13 protein-coding genes and 2 rRNA genes are annotated in these 24,213 nt (G+C 44.3%); 8 read left to right on the top strand and 7 right to left on the bottom strand.

What is annotated here, in order from left to right:
• Nucleotides 1-149: 149 nt before the first annotated feature.
• Nucleotides 150-1,811, bottom strand: coding sequence for a M28 family metallopeptidase (locus tag GQR89_RS00280; protein ID WP_158768205.1), 1,662 nt, complete (start codon nucleotides 1,809-1,811; stop codon nucleotides 150-152).
• Nucleotides 1,812-2,124: 313 nt separating this feature from the next.
• Between GQR89_RS00280 and GQR89_RS00275 the strand changes: the two genes are divergently transcribed.
• The 3 genes from GQR89_RS00275 (at nucleotide 2,125) to GQR89_RS00265 (ending at nucleotide 6,202) form a co-directional block, all read left to right on the top strand.
• A complete protein-coding gene (locus GQR89_RS00275) occupies nucleotides 2,125-2,448 on the top strand; it encodes a DUF1820 family protein (protein ID WP_158768204.1) in 324 nt (107 codons plus the stop codon).
• A 72-nt stretch (nucleotides 2,449-2,520) separates the two neighbouring features.
• On the top strand, nucleotides 2,521-4,296 hold the full coding sequence (locus GQR89_RS00270; RefSeq protein WP_158768203.1) for a DUF885 family protein: 1,776 nt from the start codon (nucleotides 2,521-2,523) through the stop codon (nucleotides 4,294-4,296).
• A 385-nt stretch (nucleotides 4,297-4,681) separates the two neighbouring features.
• Nucleotides 4,682-6,202: a Na+/H+ antiporter NhaC family protein gene (locus GQR89_RS00265; protein WP_158768202.1), complete on the top strand. Its 1,521-nt coding sequence runs from the start codon at nucleotides 4,682-4,684 to the stop codon at nucleotides 6,200-6,202.
• A gap of 218 nt (nucleotides 6,203-6,420) precedes the next feature.
• Here the strand turns inward: GQR89_RS00265 and GQR89_RS00260 are convergent, their stop codons facing one another.
• From GQR89_RS00260 to GQR89_RS00245, 4 genes are all read right to left on the bottom strand, one after another.
• Nucleotides 6,421-6,885: an EVE domain-containing protein gene (locus GQR89_RS00260; protein WP_158768201.1), complete on the bottom strand. Its 465-nt coding sequence runs from the start codon at nucleotides 6,883-6,885 to the stop codon at nucleotides 6,421-6,423.
• 67 nt (nucleotides 6,886-6,952) lie between these two features.
• Entirely contained in the window at nucleotides 6,953-8,959 is a 2,007-nt protein-coding gene (locus GQR89_RS00255) for a phytase (RefSeq protein ID WP_233269038.1), read from the bottom strand.
• Nucleotides 8,956-9,924 (bottom strand): tartrate-resistant acid phosphatase type 5 family protein, encoded by a 969-nt coding sequence (locus GQR89_RS00250; protein ID WP_158772076.1) that lies wholly within the window; start codon nucleotides 9,922-9,924, stop codon nucleotides 8,956-8,958. Before GQR89_RS00250 ends, GQR89_RS00255 begins: the two co-directional genes overlap by 4 nt.
• A 112-nt stretch (nucleotides 9,925-10,036) precedes the next feature.
• Entirely contained in the window at nucleotides 10,037-12,730 is a 2,694-nt protein-coding gene (locus tag GQR89_RS00245) for a TonB-dependent receptor (protein WP_158768200.1), read from the bottom strand.
• A gap of 324 nt (nucleotides 12,731-13,054) precedes the next feature.
• Between GQR89_RS00245 and GQR89_RS00240 the strand changes: the two genes are divergently transcribed.
• From GQR89_RS00240 to GQR89_RS00220, 5 genes are all read left to right on the top strand, one after another.
• Nucleotides 13,055-13,957, top strand: a complete 903-nt coding sequence (locus GQR89_RS00240; protein ID WP_233269037.1) for a diguanylate cyclase domain-containing protein — start codon at nucleotides 13,055-13,057, stop codon at nucleotides 13,955-13,957.
• A complete protein-coding gene (locus GQR89_RS00235) occupies nucleotides 13,958-14,968 on the top strand; it encodes an AraC family transcriptional regulator ligand-binding domain-containing protein (protein ID WP_158768198.1) in 1,011 nt (336 codons plus the stop codon).
• 147 nt (nucleotides 14,969-15,115) lie between these two features.
• A complete protein-coding gene (imuA, locus tag GQR89_RS00230; RefSeq protein ID WP_158768197.1) occupies nucleotides 15,116-15,805 on the top strand; it encodes a translesion DNA synthesis-associated protein ImuA in 690 nt (229 codons plus the stop codon).
• Between the two features lie 8 nt (nucleotides 15,806-15,813).
• Nucleotides 15,814-17,223 carry a DNA polymerase Y family protein gene (locus GQR89_RS00225; RefSeq protein WP_158768196.1) on the top strand — a complete coding sequence of 470 codons (1,410 nt, stop codon included), beginning with the start codon at nucleotides 15,814-15,816 and terminating at the stop codon, nucleotides 17,221-17,223.
• Nucleotides 17,223-20,318 (top strand): error-prone DNA polymerase, encoded by a 3,096-nt coding sequence (locus GQR89_RS00220; RefSeq protein ID WP_158768195.1) that lies wholly within the window; start codon nucleotides 17,223-17,225, stop codon nucleotides 20,316-20,318. The genes GQR89_RS00225 and GQR89_RS00220 overlap by 1 nt, the downstream gene beginning before the upstream one ends.
• Nucleotides 20,319-20,903: 585 nt before the next feature.
• Here the strand turns inward: GQR89_RS00220 and rrf are convergent.
• Nucleotides 20,904-21,019 (bottom strand): 5S ribosomal RNA (gene rrf / locus GQR89_RS00215).
• Nucleotides 21,020-21,190: 171 nt separating this feature from the next.
• A 23S ribosomal RNA gene (locus tag GQR89_RS00210) occupies nucleotides 21,191-24,079 on the bottom strand.
• Nucleotides 24,080-24,213: the final 134 nt, after the last annotated feature.

Here is a 24,213-nt window from a genome sequence, read left to right as displayed (position 1 = left end):
TTTATTATGTATTTGCGTGTCCGGTGAAGTCGGCTTCAGGCCTGTCAGCAGGCATATGAATGACCACACAAAATAAAATGAGCACAAGGTTTGTCCTTGCGCCCTCTCATCTATTAACTGATTAGGCAATTGTTCGCCTTGCCACTCATTTACTTGGAGAATGTATCACCAAAAAAGTCGCCTTCGTTCCAACTTGAACGCTCAGCTTGATTAGCTAAGGTGAGACCGATGTAGTAATTCACTTCAGCAAATTTAGTGGCTGCCTTCCAATTAAATGGCTGATTAAAATCATCACCGGGTTTGTGATAATTAGTGGCCAGAAACTCGCCAAACTTTTTACTGCCATCAACCGCAGGATCAGCCGATTGTAAGCCTGGCACTAAAAAGACAGACGGTATGCCTTGTTTCACGAAGCTGTAATGATCAGAACGCGTAAATAAGGCTTGGTCTGGCCAAGGGTCAGGGCTAAGCGTTAACCCAACCTTTTGTGCCGCCAGGCTAACCGACTCTTTCAAATCACTGTGATCCGCGCCAAAGGCAATCACATCGTTAAATTCGTAAGTCAAAATCGGCATGTCTAGATTGACGTTGGCGATCAAGGCCTCTTTTGGCACAGTCGGGTTTTGGGCAAAATAATCAGAGCCTAACAAGCCTTTCTCTTCACCGGTTACCGCCACAAATAAAATGGAGCGCTTAGGGCGCTGTGGCATTTGACTAAATAAACGCGCGGTTTCAAGTAACACCGAAGTACCCGATGCATTATCCATCGCACCATTGTTGATTTTGTCTTTCTTAACGGTTTTGGCGATACCGATATGATCAGAGTGAGCTGAGTAAACAATATATTCATTTTTCAGTTCTGGGTCTGAACCTTCCAATATGGCGACCACATTGGGACTACTAATCGTTTTGTGCTCACTACGTTTACTAAAATCGATGCTAACAGGTAAAGCAAAACCTTTTGGAGATTGGTCTTCTTCGAGTAATTGATACACCTGCTCTAAATTCATATCTGCATTGGCGAACAAAATTTCAGCGGCTTCTTGACTCAAATACGCGCTGTTTTTAAGGGCGGGGTACACATTTGCGGGTTGACCACTTTTATCTAGCCAGCGCACCGTGGGAGTATGAATGTAATTCAATAAATTCTGATATGGGCGTACTTTTTCAGCCGTAGGGGTTGTAATGGTTATATAACCAATGGCACCGTGCTCTGCCGCATGACGTTTCTTTTCATTGGTTGAGCCAAAATGCGCACCTTCTTCGCTAGGGAAAGAGGCTGGCTTACCAGATAAAACAACCACGACTTTACCTTTAACGTCTAAATCAGCGTAATCATCATGTTCTAGTTCAGGTGCAACAATACCGTAACCAGCAAAAACCAGTTGGCCTTTGACGCTCGCAAGCTCACTGACGGGACTGGCACTGGTGATGTATTGCTTGGGATACGCTAAATCTACTTTACCTTTAGCTGTTTCAAGCACCAGAGACGGTGAAGATTGCTCGAGTGATGCTTGGCGAAACTGGGCGCGTTGCAAAAAACTGCCGTTGTCTCCCCCGGGCTTAAGGCCGTAACCTTCTAGTTCTGTAGCGATATACAAAGACGCAATTTCATGACCACGGGCGCCGGTGTCACGACCTTCCAATAAGTCATCAGATAAAAAACGTAAGTGAGATTTGATTCGCCCTGCATCCGCTTTTACGTTTTGTGCTGACGCGGCGGTTTCCGGCATTGCATTTTGATGTGAAGATTGACAACCAGCGAGCAATAGCCCTGCTGAAAGCATCCCTAAATACATGATTTGGCGCATTTTTATTCCTTTCTATCGGTGTATTTATATTATTTTGTCAATAGATTGACCAGCCCTGTGGGCGTTCGCAAGTTTACAGGGTAAATTAACGCTGACCCTGCTGTTAGCAAAATTGTACGATATCACTAGCAGCAAGCAAAACCCCCTGCGCTCAGTGGCAGATTATATCGGATCGCTTAACGGCAAAACTTAAGTGCAACGTGCAATACTGGCTATCAGGTTTATGTTTGGTTCGACCGATAGGGCTTGGCGATACGCATAGGACTGGTTAGACTGCAGCACTTTCATTTTCCACACCTTATGTAAAAGCATTATGTCGAATAACACCTCATTGTTTAGAATTCAATTTATCGCTAATGGCGTGCGCTACGAGCTGTATGTGCGCGAACTTTGTCAAGGCAGCCTATTTGGTTTTATCGAGATTGGAGATTTTGTTTGGGACAACCATACCAGCGTCGTCGTTGACCCAAGCCACGAAAAACTCAAAAATGAGTTTGCCGATGTCACCACCACTTACATTCCTATGCACAATGTTTTGCGTATCGATGAAGTAAAAAAACAAGGCACAGCTAAAATCAGCGAGTTATCTGATAAAGTAACCGCTTTCCCAAGCCCAATTTATACCCCGAAAAAATAAACGACTTGGCACTAAATAGATAACGAATGTAACGACTGAGTACGTTAGCCAAATGCATAATAAGGAATCACTATGTTCAAACGCGGTTTATTACTAAGTACGGTACTTTTTAGCCTATGTTTTCAAGCGCTAGGCGCGAGTGAGCCGTCACAATCTCGTAAATTAAGCGCTTTACTTGAGCAAATTTGGCAGTACGAATTATCAGTCGATCCCATAAAAGCCACTCGCTATCAAGACAATCGTTATAACGATAAACTCAAAGATCTTTCCCCTGAGGCATTAGAAGCAAATTATCAGCGTAATCAGCAGTTTTTAAAGCGCTTGCAAGCAGTAGACGACAACGCCCTAAACCACCAGCAGAAAATCAGTAAATTGATGCAATTGCGTGAACTGCAAAATGATATTGATTTGTACCGTTTTAACGCACACTACATGCCCATTACATCAGAGTCAGGCTTTTACAGTGCACTGGCTTTTTTACCTGCATCAGCACCGTTTAAAACGGAACAAGATTATCATCATTATTTAGCCCGCTTAGGGCAATTCCCACGTTATTTTAAGCAGCAAATAGCATGGATGAAAAAAGGCATAGAAACCGGACGAGTACAGCCCAAAGCTGTGCTAAATGGATTTGCAGAAAGTATTCAAAAATTTGTTACTGCGGAGGTACATGACAGTCAGTTTTTTACCCCCTTTAAGCGCCTTGCTGATTCAGGCTTTAGCCCAGCGATTCAAGCCAACCTTTATACTCAAGGTGAAACTACGGTTAATCAAAGTGTACTGCCTGCCTATCAAGAGTTTTATGATTTTTTAGTCGACGAATATATTCCTAGTGCAAAACAAAATATTGCAGCTAGCACTTGGCAAAACGGTGCCGAATTTTATCAAAATCGCAGCAACTATTACACCAGCACCACCTTGAATGTAGCCGACATCCATCAAACTGGTTTGTCAGAGGTAAAGCGTATTCGCAACGAAATGCAAAGCGTACTCAATACCCTTAATTTCGATGGTGACATTAACCAATTTATTCAGCATTTACGTTCCTCCCCTGAATTTTACACGACCAGCGCTGACGAATTATTAATGCGCGCCTCCTATATAGCCAAGCGTATCGATGCCACACTGCCGCAGTTGTTTTATACTCTGCCACGCATTCCCTACGGCGTGGCGCCGGTACCCGATAACATCGCCCCTAAATACACCACAGGTCGTTATATCGCCCCGACAAGAGACGACCAGCCGGGTTATTATTGGGTTAACACCTACGCCTTAGATAAACGCCCTTTGTATGCCCTACCCGCTTTGACTTTACATGAAGCAGTGCCGGGTCATCACTTACAAATATCTCTGGCGAGTGAAATGCAAGACTTACCCCCCGTGCGTCGTTATACCTATATATCTGCATTCGGTGAGGGTTGGGGTTTGTATTCTGAATATTTAGGTAAAGAGGTAGGAATATATACCACGCCTTATGAAGAGTTTGGCCGATTAAGCTACGAAATGTGGCGTGCGTGTCGCTTGGTGGTAGATACGGGCATGCATATGCAAGGCTGGTCTCGCCAGCAAGCTATTGATTACATGCTAGAGAACACTGCATTGTCTGAGCATAACGTTACCACAGAAGTAGACCGCTACATTTCATGGCCAGCCCAAGCCTTGTCGTACAAGATTGGGGAATTAACCATTAAACGCTTACGCGCAAGAGCCGAAAAAACCTTAGGGGATAACTTTGATGTGCGCGCCTTTCACGATGCCGTGCTTGCCTACGGCTCAGTGCCCTTATCCATTCTAGAGCAGAATATTGATATGTTTATTAAGGATAATCAGTTGCGGGATATTTCATAAATAGATTGGCTTTCATTTTGGATGAGTTGCACTATAAAACACTGAAATAAAAAACCTTTCACCATAAAAGTGCTTCAATAAAGAAATCGCTAAGCTAAGCAGTGCTCATCATTAAAAAACTGACTTAGCGCTAACCCGCGTACACAGCAATAGACCCATCGTTTCATAGCATATAGCCCTTATACCCACTGCTATCCTTTAATAGTGGTGCACTGCTTGCTTAACACAACGATTGATTATAGATCTTTGCCGCTTACATCTTCGGCGATGAAAAGAAAAATTTAATTTAAACATCTACTTATGGGCTTACTATGAGTAGGGCGTTGATTTGATTGAATCATAGTCACAGCAAATTATTTATCCCCTTAAGCAAGGAACACCCCTTTTGACCTCCCCTGATATCAGCTCTGTTTTACCCATTGTTTTGACGCTTATTTTTTCCCTATACACCCGAAATGTAGTTATTGGTTTATTTGCAGGGGTCGTAAGTGCCATCGTCATGCTGACCGGGTTTAATCCCCTTGCTGTATTATCAGAATTAGTTAAAACCCATCTAGTAGGCACAATAACCGACAGTTACAATGCAGGAGTAATTGTGCTGATGGTATTTATTGGCGGTTTTGTAGCGCTAATGGAAAAGTCAGGAGGCGGCCCCGCCTTTGCAGCCAATATAATGAAATGGATAAATACCCGAGCTAGGGCACAAATAGCAGCCTGGCTTGGTGGTATTTTTATCTTTTACTCTGACCTTGGTACCCCTTTAATTGTTGGGCCCGTTTTTCGCCCCTTATTTGATAAATTAAAGATATCCCGTCAAAAGTTAGCTTTTATCGTTGATTCCACTGCATCTCCTGTCGCCATTTTGGTTCCTTTTATTGGTTGGGGAATATACATCATGGGCTTGATGCAAAAAGAATTTGACAGTGCCGAGCAAACTATTTCTGCCTGGAGTGCCTTTATTCAAACCATACCTTTTCAGTTTTATGCCATTCTAGCCATAGTTATCGTACCTTTGTTGGTATGGCGAAAAGTCGATTTTGGGGCCATGGCTGCGGCAGAAAAAGACTGTCTTAATACACCAGAAGCAATATCAAACGAAGAAGTTCCAGCGAGTCAAAAAACTCCTTTGAGCCAAGAGAAATCTACAATAGCTCCTTTCACTCACCCAAATGCTCGGGCTTCATTTGTTTTTGTACCCTTAGCGATGATGGCTGGTGTATTAGCTATGATGCTAGTTCCATTAGGGTTTCCTTTCAACAGTGTGCCTGGTTCTGTATTTCGCGCAGCCTTAAGCAGTGCTTATTTTTTAGCCGCGGTATCCCTAATGGGGTTAATGGCTTGGTATAAAGTACGCAGCTTAAATAGCAGTGTAACTATGTATTTAAATGGCATGAGTAACATGATGCAGGTAGCTATTATTTTGGTACTCGCATGGACATTAAGCTCTTTAGGAAAAGAGCTAGGTACCGCCCAATATATTGCCGAGCAAGCTCAGCGAGGCTTTCCATATTGGTTACTACCCGCCGTCGCATTTATATTCTCTGGCGTAATTTCATTTGCCACGGGGTCATCATGGGGAACCTTTGCCATCATGTTACCTTTGGTTATTCCCACATCCTTTGCAATAGAAGCACCATTATTTGTGAGTATGGGCGCAGTGCTTTCAGGCGGGTTGTTTGGTGATCACTGCTCACCTATTTCAGAAACGACCATTTTATCGGCCACCGGCTCGAACTGTAATCAATTTGAACATTTTCGAACTCAACTACCCTATGCTTTATTAAATGGCAGTATTGCTCTATTAAGTTTTCTCATCGCTGGCATTTATCAGCACAGTGCCATTATTGTATTGTCGCTATTAATCCAAATACTCTTAGTGGTGGCGATTAAAAGGGCTAAGAATTAGCGATTCTTAGTCATATTATTTTGTTATGCATCATATTTACGCTCAAAACCTTCATATCAGCAAATTATTAGGGCTGTAAAAAAGCCTAGAGGAACAGTAATAACCAGTGAATGCAGAAAACTTTCCTTAACTCTGAAATGATCATTGCGAATTGAAAAAAAGTGATTGAATCATTCATTAACCGATCTAAAGATAGACAACGTCTTGAGCACAATGCTCTACGCTTTCGCTGCCTGCAGTAAAGCTGAAAATTCATATTCATTCACCGGCATGATCGACAAGCGGTGGCCTTTTTTGACTAAACCTACTTCGCTTATTTCGGGCATGGTTTTGATTTTTTTCAGGGGCAATATAGCAGGGAATTTTTCGATGAACTTTACATCAACCATCACCCAACGGGGGTTGTCGATGGTTGATTTTGGGTCGTAATAATGACTTTCAGGATTGAACTGGGTGTGATCAGGGTAAGCTTCTTGGGTCACTTCAGCTAACCCCGCAATACCCACCTCTTTACAGCTCGAATGGTAAATAAAGACCTTATCGCCGAGTTTCACTTGGTCTCGTAAAAAGTTACGCGCTTGGTAATTACGTATACCGTCCCAGTGCTCTGTTTGATTTGCTCGGGAAGCTAAATCGTCAATGCTAAAGGCATCAGGCTCTGTTTTAAATAACCAATATTGCATCTGGGTTCACTTATCATGAATGAAAGGGTAATTATGCCCCTTCATCCATGTATTTCAAGCGTTGCTGTTAGTGAATATCGTTGCGCCAGGTGCGAATGAGCTCAGCTAGCGGCGTTGCATCCACCAGCTTAAAGTTTTGATTATGACTGGGCATAATATTTCGTCCGTCTTGGACAACCATTAACCCTTCAGGAAAGATATCACCCAAGCCTGAAGCAATGATCTCAAGGCCATCGGTTTCTGATACGCCATCGACCTTAGCGGCCAAGTTCATGCCAATATCAAAACTGCCTAAATAGCGATTGTTATCGTCTAGAGCGAATACAGCAAAACTGTTGTTGCCTTGACTCGAAGCAATCAAATAGCGCTTTTTATCCACGTGATAAATACCGATGCCTTCCACATCTGCCACAAAGTGCTGGTTTAAAGGAGCGATAAGGATTGGCTGACTTTTGTTTGGAGCAGCACTTATTTGCCATATGCCTTTGGCTTCTTCACCAAAATACAGTTGAGCACTGTCGTCATCCACCACACAACCTTCTGGCTGACTAGCTATCTTGAACTGTCTAACAAGTTTACCGCTTATGCGGCTACCTTCAGCCTCAAGTTGATACTGCTCAAAGTGGCCGTCAGTGTCATTGACAAAAACATGATATTGCCCATTAATTTGCCCCATACACAATCCATAGACATCGTTAAGACCAGTGGCAATATCTTGCATGTAGCTCACCTTACCGGTGTGAGGCTCAATGGAGAATAAGCTAATGCTACGGGTGCTGCGATTGCTCGCGGCGGCAATATCAAATGTTTTACCTGGCAAGGTAAAGTCGTAACGTACATCAACATTATTGACTCGGCCTACCGGTAGGCTTTGCAATAACGTCCCTTTTAGATCATACACATTCAAACCGCGCTTTTTATTGGTGCCTAGAATGCGCGCCTTGTTTGGCTGAAGGCGGTTAAGCCAAATCGCAGGGTCATCTGCGGCGTCACCTGATGTTTCAACCGCTTGGGTTTCAGCAATAGGCAATACCGTTTTAAAGTGGCTGGCAACGGGTGATTGACGCCTGACAGTCAAAGGCAAAACAGCCTGTTGGTACAAGCCGGTTTCATCATCGAATAAGCCCACAAGTACGCCCTGTTTTGTGCTTATAACGTGGGCGCTTTCAATTCCTTGTGCACCTTTAATTTCTATTCGTTGCGGGCGGTTGGTTTGAGTCGAGTCAATATGCCATAAACCGCGCTGCTTAGGCGTTGCCACCAGCAAACTGCCATCCGCTAGCATTTCAACTGATGTCACCTCTCCCTCAAGCCCAAGGTTAGACGCGCTGCTCAAAATGCCTTGCTGAGCTGTTACGGCCACAAGTTCCCGTGTTAACTCCGCTTCTGGCACAGCAGAGTAACGCCATATACCGATATTTGCCTCGGTCACGTACAAAGATTGGCTGTCATCATCAACTACGCAGTCTTTGACTTGTGGCACACCCACAAACTGGCGCAATAAAACGTTGCTCACGCTATGTTGAGTACCATCAATAACAATACGTTGAGTCAGCATGCCGTCTTCATCTGCAATGACCAATACGATATTTTGCTGGAATGCTTGCCCTTGGGGGAGTGTTTGCAAACACAGTGCTTCAATACTAGAGGCATGAGAGATGCGTTGTAACAATGAAAACTGCCGGGTAGTCCAATCTAAGCCTATAAGTAACGCATTACCGCTTTTATTGTCTACAGTGGCCAATACATCCCAGGTGTTATCTGCAATTTGCACGTCAGACCGCCTATCAAGTAACTCAAAGTTACCAGGGTATTGAGCTAACGTTTTGCCATTTTTATCGGTAAGCAGTAACCCTTGTTGTTCGCTAGTTAACAACCAATACTGTTGCAGTTGATGCATGACAGGTAAAGCAACCTTACCTGCAATGTCGGCATTGTTATCCAAAGGAAAAGTTTCAACTTGCGCACTGTGAGATTGAGCATAAATAGCTGAGATCTCAAACGCTGCTTTCGGCTCCATTTGGCAAGCATTTAACACCATAGGTAAGCTTGCCCATAAAAGGATTTTTTTCACTTCTTGTCCTTATTCATTTGATATTGATAAAGCATTTGGCCACCAGCATCTATAAAACTGACTGTTAACTGATCTTTATTAATGCCCACACTGGCAAATCCCGCTTTTGATACAGCAAATTTGGTAAATTCACGCTGGGCAACGGGCCGTACTTCCGAGCCAGCCCCTGACACAAAATGTTCAACGTAGGTACCTGCAGGTTGATTATGCTGTAAGTCGTGTTCGTGACCGGCAAGGTACGCATCCACTCGATGCCCCTCAAGGATTGGCTCGAGTACATCACGAATGCCTCCGGTTTTACCGTAGCGTTTGCCGCTTGAATACAAAGGATGATGGCCGATCACTATTTTCCAAGTAGCACGAGTACTGGCAAGTTTGTGCTTCAACCAAGTTAACTGTTTAGCTGCGTCTTGCTGCTGAGTGGCCGCATATTTAGACTCGTATTTGTAGTCAGGATTAAGGGGGTTGGTATCAAGAAATACCAGAAGCACCGATGCACCGTCGTCTAGCTCAAAGGTTTTGGCGTAGTATTGCGCTGGCATTTGCCAACGACGACTGACTTGAGTGTAATCGATTTGTGCTTGCCAATTGCCTCGGTAGTCATGATTACCCAGTGTAGCGTACCAATCTTCGAATAAGTGCGGGCCTTTATATATTTGCTCAAACGAACTCTGCCAATAAGGGTCGCTCACCGATGCCACACCGTTCGAATAGAAGTTATCCCCTGTGGTGACAATAAAGTCACCTCCGAGTTGCTCCATGGCGATATCCATCCACATCGCGACTTGACGCTGCTGGTAATGACCATTCCGTCCCCAGTCACCCAATACTAAAAAATTGAGACCGTCTTGGGCTTCATCTACATTAGCGATTTGATGCTGTTGATAATACGCGTCATCGTATACCTGAGGGTTAATCTGTGCTGTTGCGGGTAGGCTGAGTAAGCAAAACAGGAAGTACGGCATTAGCTTTAGTTTTTTTAGTAACAAGGGAGTGACTCCAAAACCGCTAACATTAGGCAGTTTATTAAAACAGTTATTAAAGTAAGGCGTTTATCGGTAAACGCCTACCCCTCATTTACAACGTCCAATTAAACCCAAACTCTAGCGTGCGACCATATTCTTCATACTGGGCATTCACACTTGGTTTATCAAAGTAGTGGTAGTAAGGCTCATCGTTAATGTTGATGGCGTTAAAATAAACATGCATCTTTTGATTGATGAAATACTTAGCCATGAAATCTACCTGTTGATGGCTGTCTTCCATGCGAATTAAATTACCGTCAATTTCTTCCAGATTTTCGCTCTTGTACGACATGGTCAAGCGCAGGCTAAACAGTTCGCTTTCGTAGCCGAGTGTTAGGTTGCCAATTTTGTCTGATTGATTTGGCAAAGAGGTGTTATATAACTCACCATCTAACAAAGTCTCTGCGTCTGAGTCTGAAAAAGTGCCGTTGGCTGAGACTAATAAGCCGTTGTCAAATGCCTTGACCCAAGATAACTCTAGTCCACTGACTTGGGCAGTATTTCCGTTAATGGCTTGGGTGACTTCGTCGAAACCTTCCCACCCTTGTGTGCCTGCGACATCCGCGATGATCACAAAGTTATCGATGCGCTTATAAAAATACCCGGCAGACAATACGCCTATGTCTCCAGGGTAATACTCAAGAGACAAATCAATGTTATCGGACTCATAAGGTAGTAATTCAGGGTTGCCCACTTGCGCTTCGCGCTCAGTAACAAACTTACCATCATCTTCCTCGGTTTTACTTTCAATAATTTGAAATGCCGCCACATCTTCAAACTTAGGCCGAGAGATAGTTTGGGTGTAAGCAAAGCGCGCAATTAACTTGTCACTGAATTCATAACGCACATTCAGACTAGGCAGTAAATAATCGTAGCTGCGCTGACTCTCCCAAAGTGTATTGACGACTTCTTCTACATCGATTTGCTCGTTTTCAATCAACTCTACACGCATACCAGAGGTACTAAACTCGGTTTTTTCATAACGAAATCCCGCCACGATACGCAGGTCTTCAATGTCTATTTTTCCCATTAAATACAAAGCTAAAATGTCTTCTTCGTTACTGTATGTCGCACCGTTTGACTCAAGTTCTGAGTCAAGTTCCATTTGCTCAAGCACGCTTTGTTGCTGGTTAAAAAAGTCGCGCAAGTTGGCCTTGTTTAACCCAGGACCAAAATCGCCCAATCCCCAATCAGGGGTTGCAGCCGCAAACTGACTTGGGTCAAACTCGTCGAAATCCCCATCATAAAGAGAGACGTTCGCCTGATTGGTTTTTTCACGGTCGCGGTATTTACCACCAAATTTAATCTCAGCGCTGTGCCCTTGCACTTCTAACATGCGCGTGAAATCAATTTTGAAACTGCTTTCGCTATCTTGGGCGTCGTTTTTGCTTAGCTCTATTTCATCCAACTCGTAATTGCTTAAATTCATCGCAGCTGCATCTTGGGTGATGCTCGGAATGGGTCCTTGCATATCAGGTGAGATAGCCATGCCTTCGCCCACGAAGGTGTAATATAAGGAACGTGGCTCATCTTCTTTGGCTTTTGAGTAACCCAACTGGTATTCAATTAACCAGTCATTTACCTGGTGCTCAGCACCGGCAGTGAGGGACAAAATACTTTGTTCTTCAAAACGGTCTTTACTGCCGCGCTCAATGTCAGAATCATCACCATCAAAGGTAAACGTATTAGCCATGCGGTATTCATCATCAGTAAAGCGACTGTATAATGTTCGTAAGTAGTATTGATTGTTAAAATTCGGCCGGTAATCAAAGTTCACCGCAGCCCCCAAGCGTTCACGGTTAATGCTGTAATGACGCTGCTCTATTTCATCATCACCGTTTGACTCTATGTTGTCAGAGCCAAAATCACGGTCGAAATAAGAAATGGCAGCCGCCACGCCAAATGTGTCGTTAAAAACCTTGGTTACACTACCTGAAAGCTTAGGGCTGACTTCATCTCGTAAATCATTTTTACTGGCTTGAACCGTCAGGCTGGCACTCGCGCCTTTTTTGTCAAATGCACTGAGGCTTTTCACTTCAACTGAGCCACCAATCGCATCACCGTCCATGTCTGAAGTGACGGATTTTGACACCTCAAGGGTTTGAATCAACTCAGAAGGGATAACATCCAGCGCCACTGAACGCACACCTCCTTCAGGGGAAGGGACATTTAAGCCATTTATGGTCACGTTATTTAAATTCGGATCAATACCTCGTATACCAACAAAACGCCCTTCACCTTGATCTCGTTCAATAAATAAACCAGGTAAACGTTGCAGGGCTTCCGCCGCATTCTGATCAGGAAACTGACCAATCGCATCTGCTGACACAATAGATTTAATACTGTCAGCACTTCGTTGCTGGTTTAATGCACTGGCTTGCCCTGCCCGCTGACCATAAACAATAATGCTTTCAATATCTGGTCTATCACTGACTAACACAAAATCTTGCGCTAAGGTTTCGCCGGCTTCAATTTCGATGGGGACTTCGATGGTGTCTGCACCCAAATACTTGATTACAATGGTATATTTCCCTTGGGGTAAATTACCGAACCGAAATGAACCATCGCGACGTGATACCGTACTCATTCCCAGTTCTTTTAGACTAATCTCTGCGCCCGCGAAGTAGCTGGTTTGACTCGTGTCCGTTAACAAACCTTGTAGTGTACCGAGGTCTTGTGCTGCCCCGTGTAAACTGAATAGTGCGCTAATACAGGCGATTGTGAGTGAAGACTTTGTGATTGGCATCTTGATCCCTCGATCGTAAATTATCTCAGTGGTGTCACTGATGAATTGCCCGCCACGCTAGCCAGCCCATGTGACAGTTTCATGAACGCCTTTACCTTCAACGGGTACTTCAACCGTCAATTAGCTGAATAATGAGCCAAATTTCACTCTGAATGAGCCGATTTGACCTGCCATGTATTCGGCGAATATGCTTATTCGACTCTGGGTTTTAAACACGCATCGCTGCTCTGCATTCATTCAACTGTCACTTTGCTGAGCCAATATGACCCCTTAGCTATCATTGCTTTGTGTCAGGATTAGATTTTGTTGTTTGAGAAAGCCGTTATGAATTTATCGTTATTAGCCCGTCATCAAACTTTAATTTCGGTTATTGCCGCATGTCTGGCTCTTGCGGTCAGCTTAAGTTTTGGTCTTGGCCAGTTAAAAGATTGGCAAGAAATAAGCGGGTTAGATATTTTAGGAGAAGGCAGTATTGCCGCTTTTTCGCTGATTTGGCTGTTCTTTTTATTAATTAGTCGACCCCCAGGAAATGTCACCACAGGACTCGTGCTCGGTTTGAGTTGCTTTATGTTTTCGGCGCTACTCGATTTATTTGATGAAGTGGTGCATTACCAAGCGGCCGCGGCCGGTTTAAGCTTAATAGAATCTATACCGGCTGGCATAGGTATGTTTATCATGAGCTATGCCTTGTGGCGCTGGCATCACGAGCAATTAGCGTTAAATCGTCAGCTAAATCGCCGGGAAGCGAACCTGCGCGAACATGATCAGATTGATTTTATTACCCAGCTTTACCGAGCTGACTATATGCGCGGTCAAATAGACATGCAGTTGCGAACCAAAGACAGCAGTCCTTTTTCAATCATGATGCTAGACATTGACAATTTTGATGCCTTTAATCGCCAATTTGGCCCAGATGAAGGTGACCGATTACTACGTGAAATATCTGAGCTGATATTGATGAATTTACGCAAAACAGATTTAGCCTGTCGCTATGCAGGCGATCGTTTTATTTTATTATTACCCGATACTAATCTAGCGCTCGCAGATGAACTAGCACACCATATTCGCCAAGCCATTTCACATCTAGCGTTTAAACCCGCCCAACAGGACACGCCTGTTTATCATTCTATGACGATTGCCGCTGAGGCCGATCGAGTGGGCGATGCAGTAGATAACATCATTAACCGGGTAAATCAGCGCTTAGATAGTTATAAACAGTACGCGTAGATGAAAAACGCGCAACGTAATCATGTCGGCGTAGACGATAAATTTATGCCCGCCCATCAGTTAGCAGCCAGTTTGATGGACTTAGCCATTGCCCGAGGCGCAAATAAAGATCGCTTATTACGCGGCACGCAAATTTTTTATCAAGATATGAAATCAGGCGGTACGTTATTAAGCCCTGCTCAACTGTTGCGCTTAATTGCTAACGTACGAACGCAGGTGTCTGGGTATGATTGCTCATTCTTACTCGGTAGACGCGTATTCCCAGGTAACTATGGGCATATTTCTAACGCCCTTTTACATAGTCAAGACCTGCAAGACGCGCTTCGTTTATTGTACATGTTTCGCATGCAAATTTGCCCCTTCTTACATGCGTACAGCTACCGTGACAATCAGCAATTACACTTGGTGATGAATGATGCCCTAGGCTGTGGTGCTCAATGGCAGTTCATTGTTGAAAGCTACTTAACCGCTTTCGTGTCAGCCACAAGATTGCTACTTGGTCGCAGAGTACCCTTTCATTTCGACTTTCCGTTTGCCAGGCCTAGGCATATTCAAGAATATGAAGAGAATTTAGGGTTCAGACTTAACTTTTCTCAGCCACTTCTGCGCATCCGTCTTGATGTTCAATGGTTAAATATTCCTTTTATACTACAAAGCAAAAGCCTTAAATGGCATGCTGTGCAACAACTTACTCAACACGAGCAAATTAACTGCGGGTTTGTTGAAGCGCTTAGGAACTCTCTACGCAATAAGCGCCACCAAACGCTTCAGGAAACAGCATTAACATTCGGTATGAGTCCGGCAACCTTTAAGCGCAAATTAAAATTAAATAATATACGGTTTCAGCAATTACAAGATGAGCTTGGCGTGCAGCAAGCTATCCATTTGTTACAAGTCAAAAAACTCAATAACGAAGATACAGCCAGTTTAATGGCATTTTCAGACGTCCCCAACTTTAGACGGGCGGTTAAACGTTGGACCGGTTTTACTCCCAGTCAATTACGCCTATAAACCTCCTTCCTCTTTATGGCGGCATTTAGAAAAATAATCATATGTTGAATCAATTACATCCATAATCTGACCTTTACTGATTATGTGTAGGACTTGCATATCAACGCACGTTCAATATACTGTGTTTACATACAGTATAGGTGACATATGAAACCCACTATTGATGAACTTAAAAATAAGCGCCTACTTTGGCAAGCAAGCCAAGTAAGCGCTGCTCAAAATACACTTCCTAGTGGTTTCGAGGCATTAGATGCGCATTTACAAGGTGGTTTGCCCGAACAAGGCGTTGTGGATGTCAGTACGGCAATCGGCATCGGTGAGTTACGTTTATTACTGCCCAGTTTTGTACTGCGTCAGCAAAGTAGCGAGAAGTTACTCGTGTTTATTGCACCGCCCGTTCGCTTGAATGGCCCTATGCTATTGCAGCTAGGTTTTGACCTAACACGCATCCTCATTATTGAACCGAAAAATGCTAAAGATGCATTATGGTCAGCAGAGCAATGTTTAAAAAGTGGCTGTTGTGAAGGCGTTTTTCTTTGGCATCAATCTTTGGAAATCCATCAAGCGAAGCGACTGCAATTCGCCGCAGAAACGGGTGGTGCACTGAGTATCATTATTCGTCAGAAAACGCACGAACACTTCTCACTGCCGGTTTCATTGACGATGGATCTTGCAGCTGCACCGGAAGGTATTGACGTGACCATCACGAAACGCAAAGGCGGCAGTCACAGTGAGCCGTTTGTCGTTAACATGGTTAAGGCATGGCCAGCTCTCACGCGTCGATTGCCCATTAGAAAAAATATACCACTTGCCACCATTCATAGCCTGACTGGTTAGTCTGTAGGATGCACTCTTTATGGTTATATTTACATTTTCCTAATCTGCAGCTGGACTCCTACGCTCTTGAAGAACGAGCTATAACTTCTCCTTTGGTAATACTGGATTCAACTAACAGCATCGTACAGTTAAACCAAGCCGCACGAGATTTAGGCATTAAAATGCACATGAGTCTAGGCACCGCTGCAGCCTTACATCGTGATCTGCAAGTGGTGCCCTTTAATCCAAAAATTGAACAACAACAACTCAGCCTGATCGCCCAAAATCTATATTTAACCGTCTCTGATATTAGTTTTTTTAGCCCGCAGGGCTTACTACTTAAAGTCCATAATATGTTGGGCTTATATGGTGACTTAAGCACACTTTGGGGCATGATAAAAAAGCAACTGGCTTCCCATCATGTTCACTTTTCATATGCATCGGGTCACTCTCCTTTAGCAGCCAAACTACTGGCAGTAAGAGGGTGGAATAAAGTCACCCCTAAGCATGATGAAATAAGAGGGGCGCTCAAACATATCGATCTGGTTTTTACCGATCTCACTTCAAAAGAAATTGGGAAGCTAAACAGTGTTGGGATAAAAACGGTTGAGCAATTATTCTCTGTACCGTTTAGTGATCTCGCTAAACGTTTTGATACTCAAGTGATTACTTATCTTGGTCAACTCAGAGGGGATTTTAAACATCCCGTTGATTTTTTTCATCCCAAAGAGCATTTCCAACAATACATTGAATTGCTGTATGAGATAGAACGTAGTGATGTATTACTTAAGCCTATTCAACACCTACTGACGAGTTTGGAGAATTTTTTACTGCAAAGAGACGAACTCACTCAACAACTTCACCTGACCCTTTACCAACGAGATAAGACCCCTTTAAACGTTAACATTGGATCACAACAAGGTGAATACAGGGCGCGAAATTGGTCAGCCTTACTGACCTTAAGATTCGAAAGCCTGATATTGAGCGCACCGATTGTCGCTTTGCAACTAGCTACCGGTAAAACGTTTGTCCGCAGTCCTGACAAACAGGATTTATTTCTTGGAAGGCAAGGGGCGGTCTCACGCTTACAGCTGGTTTCGTTACTCAGTGCAAAATTAGGTGATAATGTGTTATTTAGCCCTGGTACGATGAATGACTATCGGCCGGAATGCGCATCAAAATACACCCCCCCATTAGAAATAAAAGAATCAACTCCTCTTTACAATTCACCTTTGCGGCCCAGTTTACTGCTACCTGCACCAATCATTTTGTCCGAAGTCGTGTCAATCATGCATGGCCCTGAACGGATAAGCACAGGTTGGTGGGACCATCATTCGGTGGTGAGAGACTACTTCATTGCAATGAGTCAAGATGGCCAGTGGTTTTGGATATTTAGAACGCCAGAAAAGCAGTGGTTTTTGCATGGTATATTCAGCTAATGCCTCAAAAAAACACTACCCAATATGCCGAGTTATTTTGCCAAAGTAATTTTAGTTTTTTACGAGCGGCCTCTCATCCTCAAGAGCTTATTTTACAGGCCAACTTTCTAGGTTATCGAGCACTTGCTATCACTGATGAATGTAGCGTAGCGGGTATAGTACGCGCTTACTCCGAAATTAAAAAAAAGCAACTCAATATTCGACTAATCGTTGGAAGTTTGTTTCATTTTAATGAGGAGTTAGAGATCATATTATTGTGCCCTAATCACAAGGCTTATTCCGAGTTATGTCGTATTATTACCAACGCACGCAGACGCGCTGAAAAAGGCTGTTATCACCTTGAATTATGGGATTTAAAAACGGCTAAACATTGCCTCGCCATTTGGATCCCCAAGGGAGATAAAAACCGAGACGAGTACTGGGCTAAGTGGTTAAGTAGGCACTATGCCAATCGCCTATGGATAGGTTACCAACGACATCTTACTTCAAACGAACAAGACTATTTAGCCCACTGCGAATTCTTACAGCATCATTTCCAGATTCCCGTCACCGCATGTGGTGGCGTATTAATGCATGCCCCCGATCGATATGAGTTACTCTGTGTACTAAATGCGATACACAAGGTTAAAAATATAGAACATGTAGTTAATTATATACCACAAAATACCGAACGTTCACTTCGACCGTTAGCTAAATTGAAACGATTGTACTCAACCGATTGGTTAACGGAGAGTGTCCATATTGCCCAATTATGCACTTTCGATATGAGTGAGTTAAGTTATCAATACCCTGCTGAGTTGATTCCTCAAGGTTCGACTCCAACGGAACATTTACGTAAACTTGTAAAGGCAGGAATGGCAATTCGTTTTCCAGATGGCGTCACACTTGCTATCAAGCGGATCATCGCCAAAGAGTTAAAACTCATAACTTTGCTTAAGTATGAGTTTTTCTTTTTGACTATTTCAGACATTGTACAGTTCGCAAAATCACAAAATATACTCTATCAAGGAAGAGGATCGGCGGCCAACTCAGTGGTCTGTTATTGCTTAGAGATTACCGCCGTGGACCCTAGGCAAATATCGGTTTTATTTGAACGATTTATTTCAAAAGAACGTAACGAGCCGCCGGATATAGACGTTGATTTTGAGCATGAACGTCGTGAAGAAATAATCCAATATATCTATAAAAAATACGGCCGTGAGCGAACAGCCATAGCAGCAACCGTGATCACCTATCGACATAAAAGTGCTATTCGTGACGTGGGTAAAGCATTGGGAATTCACGAATCTCAAATAGATTTTTTTATTAAAAACATTAACCAACGCGATAAATTATTGAATTGGCAAGCACAAATAACAGAGCTTGGGCTCGACCCAAGTTCCGGCAAAGGGAAACACTTCATTCAATTAGTTAACGAGATAAAGGGATTTCCTAGGCATCTATCACAACATGTAGGTGGCTTTGTCATTTCAGCCAACCCTTTATATCAATTGGTACCCGTTGAAAACGCCTCAATGGTGGACCGAAGTGTGATCCAATGGGATAAAGATGATTTGGAAAGTTTAGGATTACTCAAAGTCGACGTGCTGGCATTAGGTATGCTAACCGCCATTCGTAAAAGTTTCGATCTGATTACTAAACATCAGAGTAAGGTCATTAGCATTGCAGACATAACACGGTTACCAAGCGATGCTGACGTATATGCCATGATCCAACGTGCTGATACCGTTGGTGTATTTCAAATAGAGTCTCGGGCACAAATGACAATGCTTCCGAGGCTACGGCCAAAGTGTTTTTACGACTTAGTCATTCAAATTGCAATTGTCAGGCCTGGGCCTATCCAAGGTGACATGGTCCACCCTTTTTTACGCCGCCGTGATGGAAAAGAGCCTGTTGAGTATCCCTCTAAAGAGGTCGAAGCTGTTTTATCTCGCACTATGGGCGTACCAATATTTCAAGAACAGGTTATTAAGATAGCAATGGTCGCTGCTGGTTTTACTGGCGGTGAAGCGGATCAGTTACGTAGGGCCATGGCGAGTTGGAAAAAAACTGGTGAGCTGATTAAATTTAAAGATAAGCTTATCGACGGCATGCTTGCTAGGGGCTATAAATCGCAATTTGCCGAGCAACTGTACAAACAGATATGTGGGTTCGGTGAATACGGTTTTCCTGAATCTCATTCCGCTTCTTTCTCAGTTCTTGCCTATGTTTCGTCTTGGTTAAAATATTATTATCCAGAAAGCTTTTACTGCGGTTTGTTGAATAGCTGGCCGATGGGGTTTTATACACCCGATCAACTGATACAAGATGCAAAACGTCATCACGTAAAGATTCTTCCACTGTGCATTAACTCGTCAAGCTATGATCATATACTAGAAAATTGCCACGGTAAGTTGGCAATTCGATTAGGAATAAGACTCGTAAAAGGGGTATCTCGTAATCAAATTGAACATGTTATCGAAAACCGCCCCTTTGACGGATTTAAACAATTAAACGAACTAAAAGACAGCGGGTTAAATAGCGGGCACTTAGAAGCGCTGGCCAGCGCCAATGCTTTTCAATCGATCAGCAATAATAGATACACCACGAAATGGTTACTAATGAACGCTGAGCCCAATTTACCGCTATTTAATCAGCTCTCTTTAGTTGGCGATTACACACCAGATCAACCTACAACCTTAAATACTGTTCTTGAAGACTATCGTACGACAGGACTTAGCTTAACTTTACATCCTATTCGAATATTAAGTGATGCAAAGTTACTGGGTCGGTATACAGCTGCGAGTCAGCTCGAGATTATTCAACATAAATCGGTAGTATCCGTGGTAGGCCTTGTTAAAGGAAGGCAAAGCCCTGGAACAGCTGCTGGTGTCACCTTTATTACCCTTGAAGATGATACAGGCAATAGCAATGTGATCGTGTGGCAAGCGACAGCTAGGGCTCAAAAACAAGCTTATTTAAAAGCCACGATCTTGAAGGTGAGTGGTATCTTAGAGCGCGGAGATGGCGGTGTTACCCATATTATTGCCGGTAAGCTGCATGACCTAAGTCACCTCTTTGTAGAGCTCGAAACTCGTTCCCGAGATTTTCATTAATTTGCTAACTAGCCAATGCGACTGAAAAGTATGCGTTTGGTAATGCTATCCATTCGATTTTGAGCGTCACAAAGTACAGTAGCCCCTAACACTATAATGGCTAACGTCATCAGCACAATTAATACCTGACAACACCTGACCTTGAACTAAATGCCAGATATAAAAAAAAGGGCTACCCTGGTCGCGGCGGGATTAAGGATAGCCCTTTCTTTAATGGGAGTCGGCGGTGTCTTTCGGATATCGCGTATCGCGTCGAAGGCTTTTTTTTTAGCTGCATTGCAGCGCCTGCCTGAACGACATTCATGAATGAATGAATGGCTGGCAGGAAGATGCTACAGGCAAGTATGATACCTAGCCGCGTATCGGATACCGCGTATCGGATACCGCATATTACGTGAACCAGTATTGCATGGGATCCCCCGCGTAACACTCGATGGATTAGGTTTCTCATACGGGAGTGGCATTGCGCGATGGCGCTTTAGAATAAAGCCACCTTGATGATGCTGTGTAGATTGTCTTGGGTATTTTCATTAGCCCAGAAACGAAAAAAGCCACCCGATTAAGGTGGCTTTGTTCTAAATGGGAGTCTGGCAGTGTGCTACTCTCGCATGGGGAAACCCCATACTACCATCGCCGCTAATGCGTTTCACTTCTGAGTTCGAGATGGGATCAGGTGGGGCCGCATCGCTATGGCCGCCAGACATAAACTGTTATCTATCAAGCTTGCACTCAATAAATCAATATGTAAAAAGCTGATGCCGTTCCTTTTCAGGTCAGGCCGTAATCATCGCTAAATCTCTTTAGTCTTACTCTTGATTATCAATACTTGTCTTCATACTTACGCAAATAACATAAAGCTACTTGGGCGTTGTATGGTTAAGCCTCACGGGCAATTAGTACAGGTTAGCTTAACGCCTTGCAACGCTTCCACACCCTGCCTATCAACGTCGTAGTCTTCAACAACCCTTTAGGACAATTAAATTGCCAGGGATGACTCATCTTAGGGCTCGCTTCCCGCTTAGATGCTTTCAGCGGTTATCGATTCCGAACGTAGCTACCGGGCAATGCCATTGGCATGACAACCCGAACACCAGCGGTTCGTCCACTCCGGTCCTCTCGTACTAGGAGCAGCTCCCTTCAATCATCCAACGCCCACACCAGATAGGGACCGAACTGTCTCACGACGTTCTAAACCCAGCTCGCGTACCACTTTAAATGGCGAACAGCCATACCCTTGGGACCGACTTCAGCCCCAGGATGTGATGAGCCGACATCGAGGTGCCAAACACCGCCGTCGATATGAACTCTTGGGCGGTATCAGCCTGTTATCCCCGGAGTACCTTTTATCCGTTGAGCGATGGCCCTTCCATACAGAACCACCGGATCACTATGACCTACTTTCGTACCTGCTCGACGTGTCTGTCTCGCAGTTAAGCTGGCTTATGCCATTGCACTAACCTCCTGATGTCCGACCAGGATTAGCCAACCTTCGTGCTCCTCCGTTACTCTTTGGGAGGAGACCGCCCCAGTCAAACTACCCACCAGGCACTGTCCGCAACCCCGATAAGGGGTCAACGTTAGAACATCAAACATACAAGGGTGGTATTTCAAGGTTGACTCCACATCATCTGGCGACGATGCTTCGAAGTCTCCCACCTATCCATCCTACACATGTAGGGTCAATGTTCAGTGCCAAGCTATAGTAAAGGTTCACGGGGTCTTTCCGTCTAGGTGCGGGTACACAGCATCTTCACTGCGATTTCAATTTCACTGAGTCTCGGGTGGAGACAGCGTGGCCATGGTTACACCATTCGTGCAGGTCGGAACTTACCCGACAAGGAATTTCGCTACCTTAGGACCGTTATAGTTACGGCCGCCGTTTACCGGGGCTTCGATCAAGAGCTTCGCTTGCGCTAACCCCATCAATTAACCTTCCGGCACCGGGCAGGTGTCACACCGTATACGTCATCTTTCGATTTAGCACAGTGCTGTGTTTTTAATAAACAGTCCCAGCCACCTTTTCACTGCGGCCCCCATTCGCTCATGAAGCAAGTTCAATCACAAACAGGGGCGTACCTTCTCCCGAAGTTACGGTACGATTTTGCCGAGTTCCTTCACCCGAGTTCTCTCAAGCGCCTTAGTATTCTCTACCTGACCACCTGTGTCGGTTTGGGGTACGGTTCGATATATCATAAGTTTAGAGGCTTTTCCTGGAAGCAGGGTATTTGCAACTTCAATTCCGTAGAATCTCGTCTCGTGTCTCAGGCATGTAGAATCCCGGATTTACCTAAGATTCAACCCTACACACTTTCACATAGACTACCAACGCTATGCTTGCATAACCTTCTCCGTCCCCCCATCACTGATATACCAAGTACGGAAATATTAATCCGTTTCCCATCGACTACGCATTTCTGCCTCGCCTTAGGGGCCGACTTACCCTGCCCTGATTAGCATGGGACAGGAAACCTTGGTCTTCCGGCGTGGGAGTTTTTCACTCCCATTATCGTTACTCATGTCAGCATTCGCACTTGTGATATGTCCAGCAAACCTCTCAGTTCACCTTCAGCCACTTACACAACGCTCCCCTACCACGCAAAGTAAACTTTGCGTCCGCAGCTTCGGTATATTGCTTAGCCCCGTTACATCTTCCGCGCAGGCCGACTCGACTAGTGAGCTATTACGCTTTCTTTAAAGGGTGGCTGCTTCTAAGCCAACCTCCTAGCTGTCTTAGCCTTCCCACATCGTTTCCCACTTAGCAATAATTTTGGGACCTTAGCTGGCGGTCTGGGTTGTTTCCCTCTTCACGACGGACGTTAGCACCCGCCGTGTGTCTCCCGGATAGTACTCACTGGTATTCGGAGTTTGCAAAGGGTTGGTAAGTCGGGATGACCCCCTAGCCTTAACAGTGCTCTACCCCCAGTGGTATTCGTCCGAGGCGCTACCTAAATAGCTTTCGGGGAGAACCAGCTATCTCCCGGTTTGATTGGCCTTTCACCCCCAGCCACAAGTCATCCGCTAACTTTTCAACGTTAGTCGGTTCGGTCCTCCAGTTGATGTTACTCAACCTTCAACCTGCCCATGGCTAGATCACCGGGTTTCGGGTCTATACCTTGCAACTAAAACGCGCAGTTAACACTCGCTTTCGCTACGGCTCCCCTATTCGGTTAACCTCGCTACAAAATATAAGTCGCTGACCCATTATACAAAAGGTACGCAGTCACAGAACAAGTCTGCTCCTACTGCTTGTACGTATACGGTTTCAGGTTCTATTTCACTCCCCTCACAGGGGTTCTTTTCGCCTTTCCCTCACGGTACTAGTTCACTATCGGTCAGTTAGGAGTATTTAGCCTTGGAGGATGGTCCCCCCATGTTCAGTCAAGATAACTCGTGTCCCGACCTACTCGATTTCACTTAAAATTCGCGTTCGTGTACAGGGCTATCACCTTGTATCGCTGTGCTTTCCAACACATTCCACTCGCTTGTAATTAGCTTAAGGGCTAATCCCCGTTCGCTCGCCGCTACTAGGGGAATCTCGGTTGATTTCTTTTCCTAAGGGTACTTAGATGTTTCAGTTCCCCTCGTTTGCCTCGTACAGCTATGTATTCACTGTACGATACCGCCGAAGCGGTGGGTTTCCCCATTCGGATATTTGTGGATCAAAGCATTTTGTCGGCTCCCCACAACTTTTCGCAGACTTACACGTCCTTCATCGCCTCTAACTGCCTAGGCATCCACCGTATACGCTTAGTCACTTAACCATACAACCCCAAATAACCTTTTATTTATTTGACGTACAGACATTACCAACAACCGAAGTTATTAGCATTTCTGCTTTGTATGCGTGACAAGTATTCATTTTCAAATCAGATAGAGTAAGCTCTTAAAAGAGTTC

The sequence above is a fragment of the Paraglaciecola sp. L1A13 genome (genome assembly GCF_009796745.1).
Classification (GTDB): Bacteria; Pseudomonadota; Gammaproteobacteria; order Enterobacterales; family Alteromonadaceae; genus Paraglaciecola.
This window is presented reverse-complemented; position numbering and strand designations above follow the sequence as displayed.

Excerpts from the sequence above, each read along its gene's own strand:
- GQR89_RS00280 (WP_158768205.1), bottom strand. The coding sequence starts at position 1,811 with ATGCGCCAAATCATGTATTTAGGGATGCTTTCAGCAGGGCTATTGCTC.
- GQR89_RS00275 (WP_158768204.1), top strand. The coding sequence starts at position 2,125 with ATGTCGAATAACACCTCATTGTTTAGAATTCAATTTATCGCTAATGGC.
- GQR89_RS00270 (WP_158768203.1), top strand. The coding sequence starts at position 2,521 with ATGTTCAAACGCGGTTTATTACTAAGTACGGTACTTTTTAGCCTATGT.
- GQR89_RS00260 (WP_158768201.1), bottom strand. The coding sequence starts at position 6,885 with ATGCAATATTGGTTATTTAAAACAGAGCCTGATGCCTTTAGCATTGAC.
- GQR89_RS00250 (WP_158772076.1), bottom strand. The coding sequence starts at position 9,924 with ATGCCGTACTTCCTGTTTTGCTTACTCAGCCTACCCGCAACAGCACAG.
- GQR89_RS00245 (WP_158768200.1), bottom strand. The coding sequence starts at position 12,730 with ATGCCAATCACAAAGTCTTCACTCACAATCGCCTGTATTAGCGCACTA.
- GQR89_RS00240 (WP_233269037.1), top strand. The coding sequence starts at position 13,055 with ATGAATTTATCGTTATTAGCCCGTCATCAAACTTTAATTTCGGTTATT.
- GQR89_RS00235 (WP_158768198.1), top strand. The coding sequence starts at position 13,958 with ATGAAAAACGCGCAACGTAATCATGTCGGCGTAGACGATAAATTTATG.
- imuA (WP_158768197.1), top strand. The coding sequence starts at position 15,116 with ATGAAACCCACTATTGATGAACTTAAAAATAAGCGCCTACTTTGGCAA.
- GQR89_RS00225 (WP_158768196.1), top strand. The coding sequence starts at position 15,814 with ATGCACTCTTTATGGTTATATTTACATTTTCCTAATCTGCAGCTGGAC.
- GQR89_RS00220 (WP_158768195.1), top strand. The coding sequence starts at position 17,223 with ATGCCTCAAAAAAACACTACCCAATATGCCGAGTTATTTTGCCAAAGT.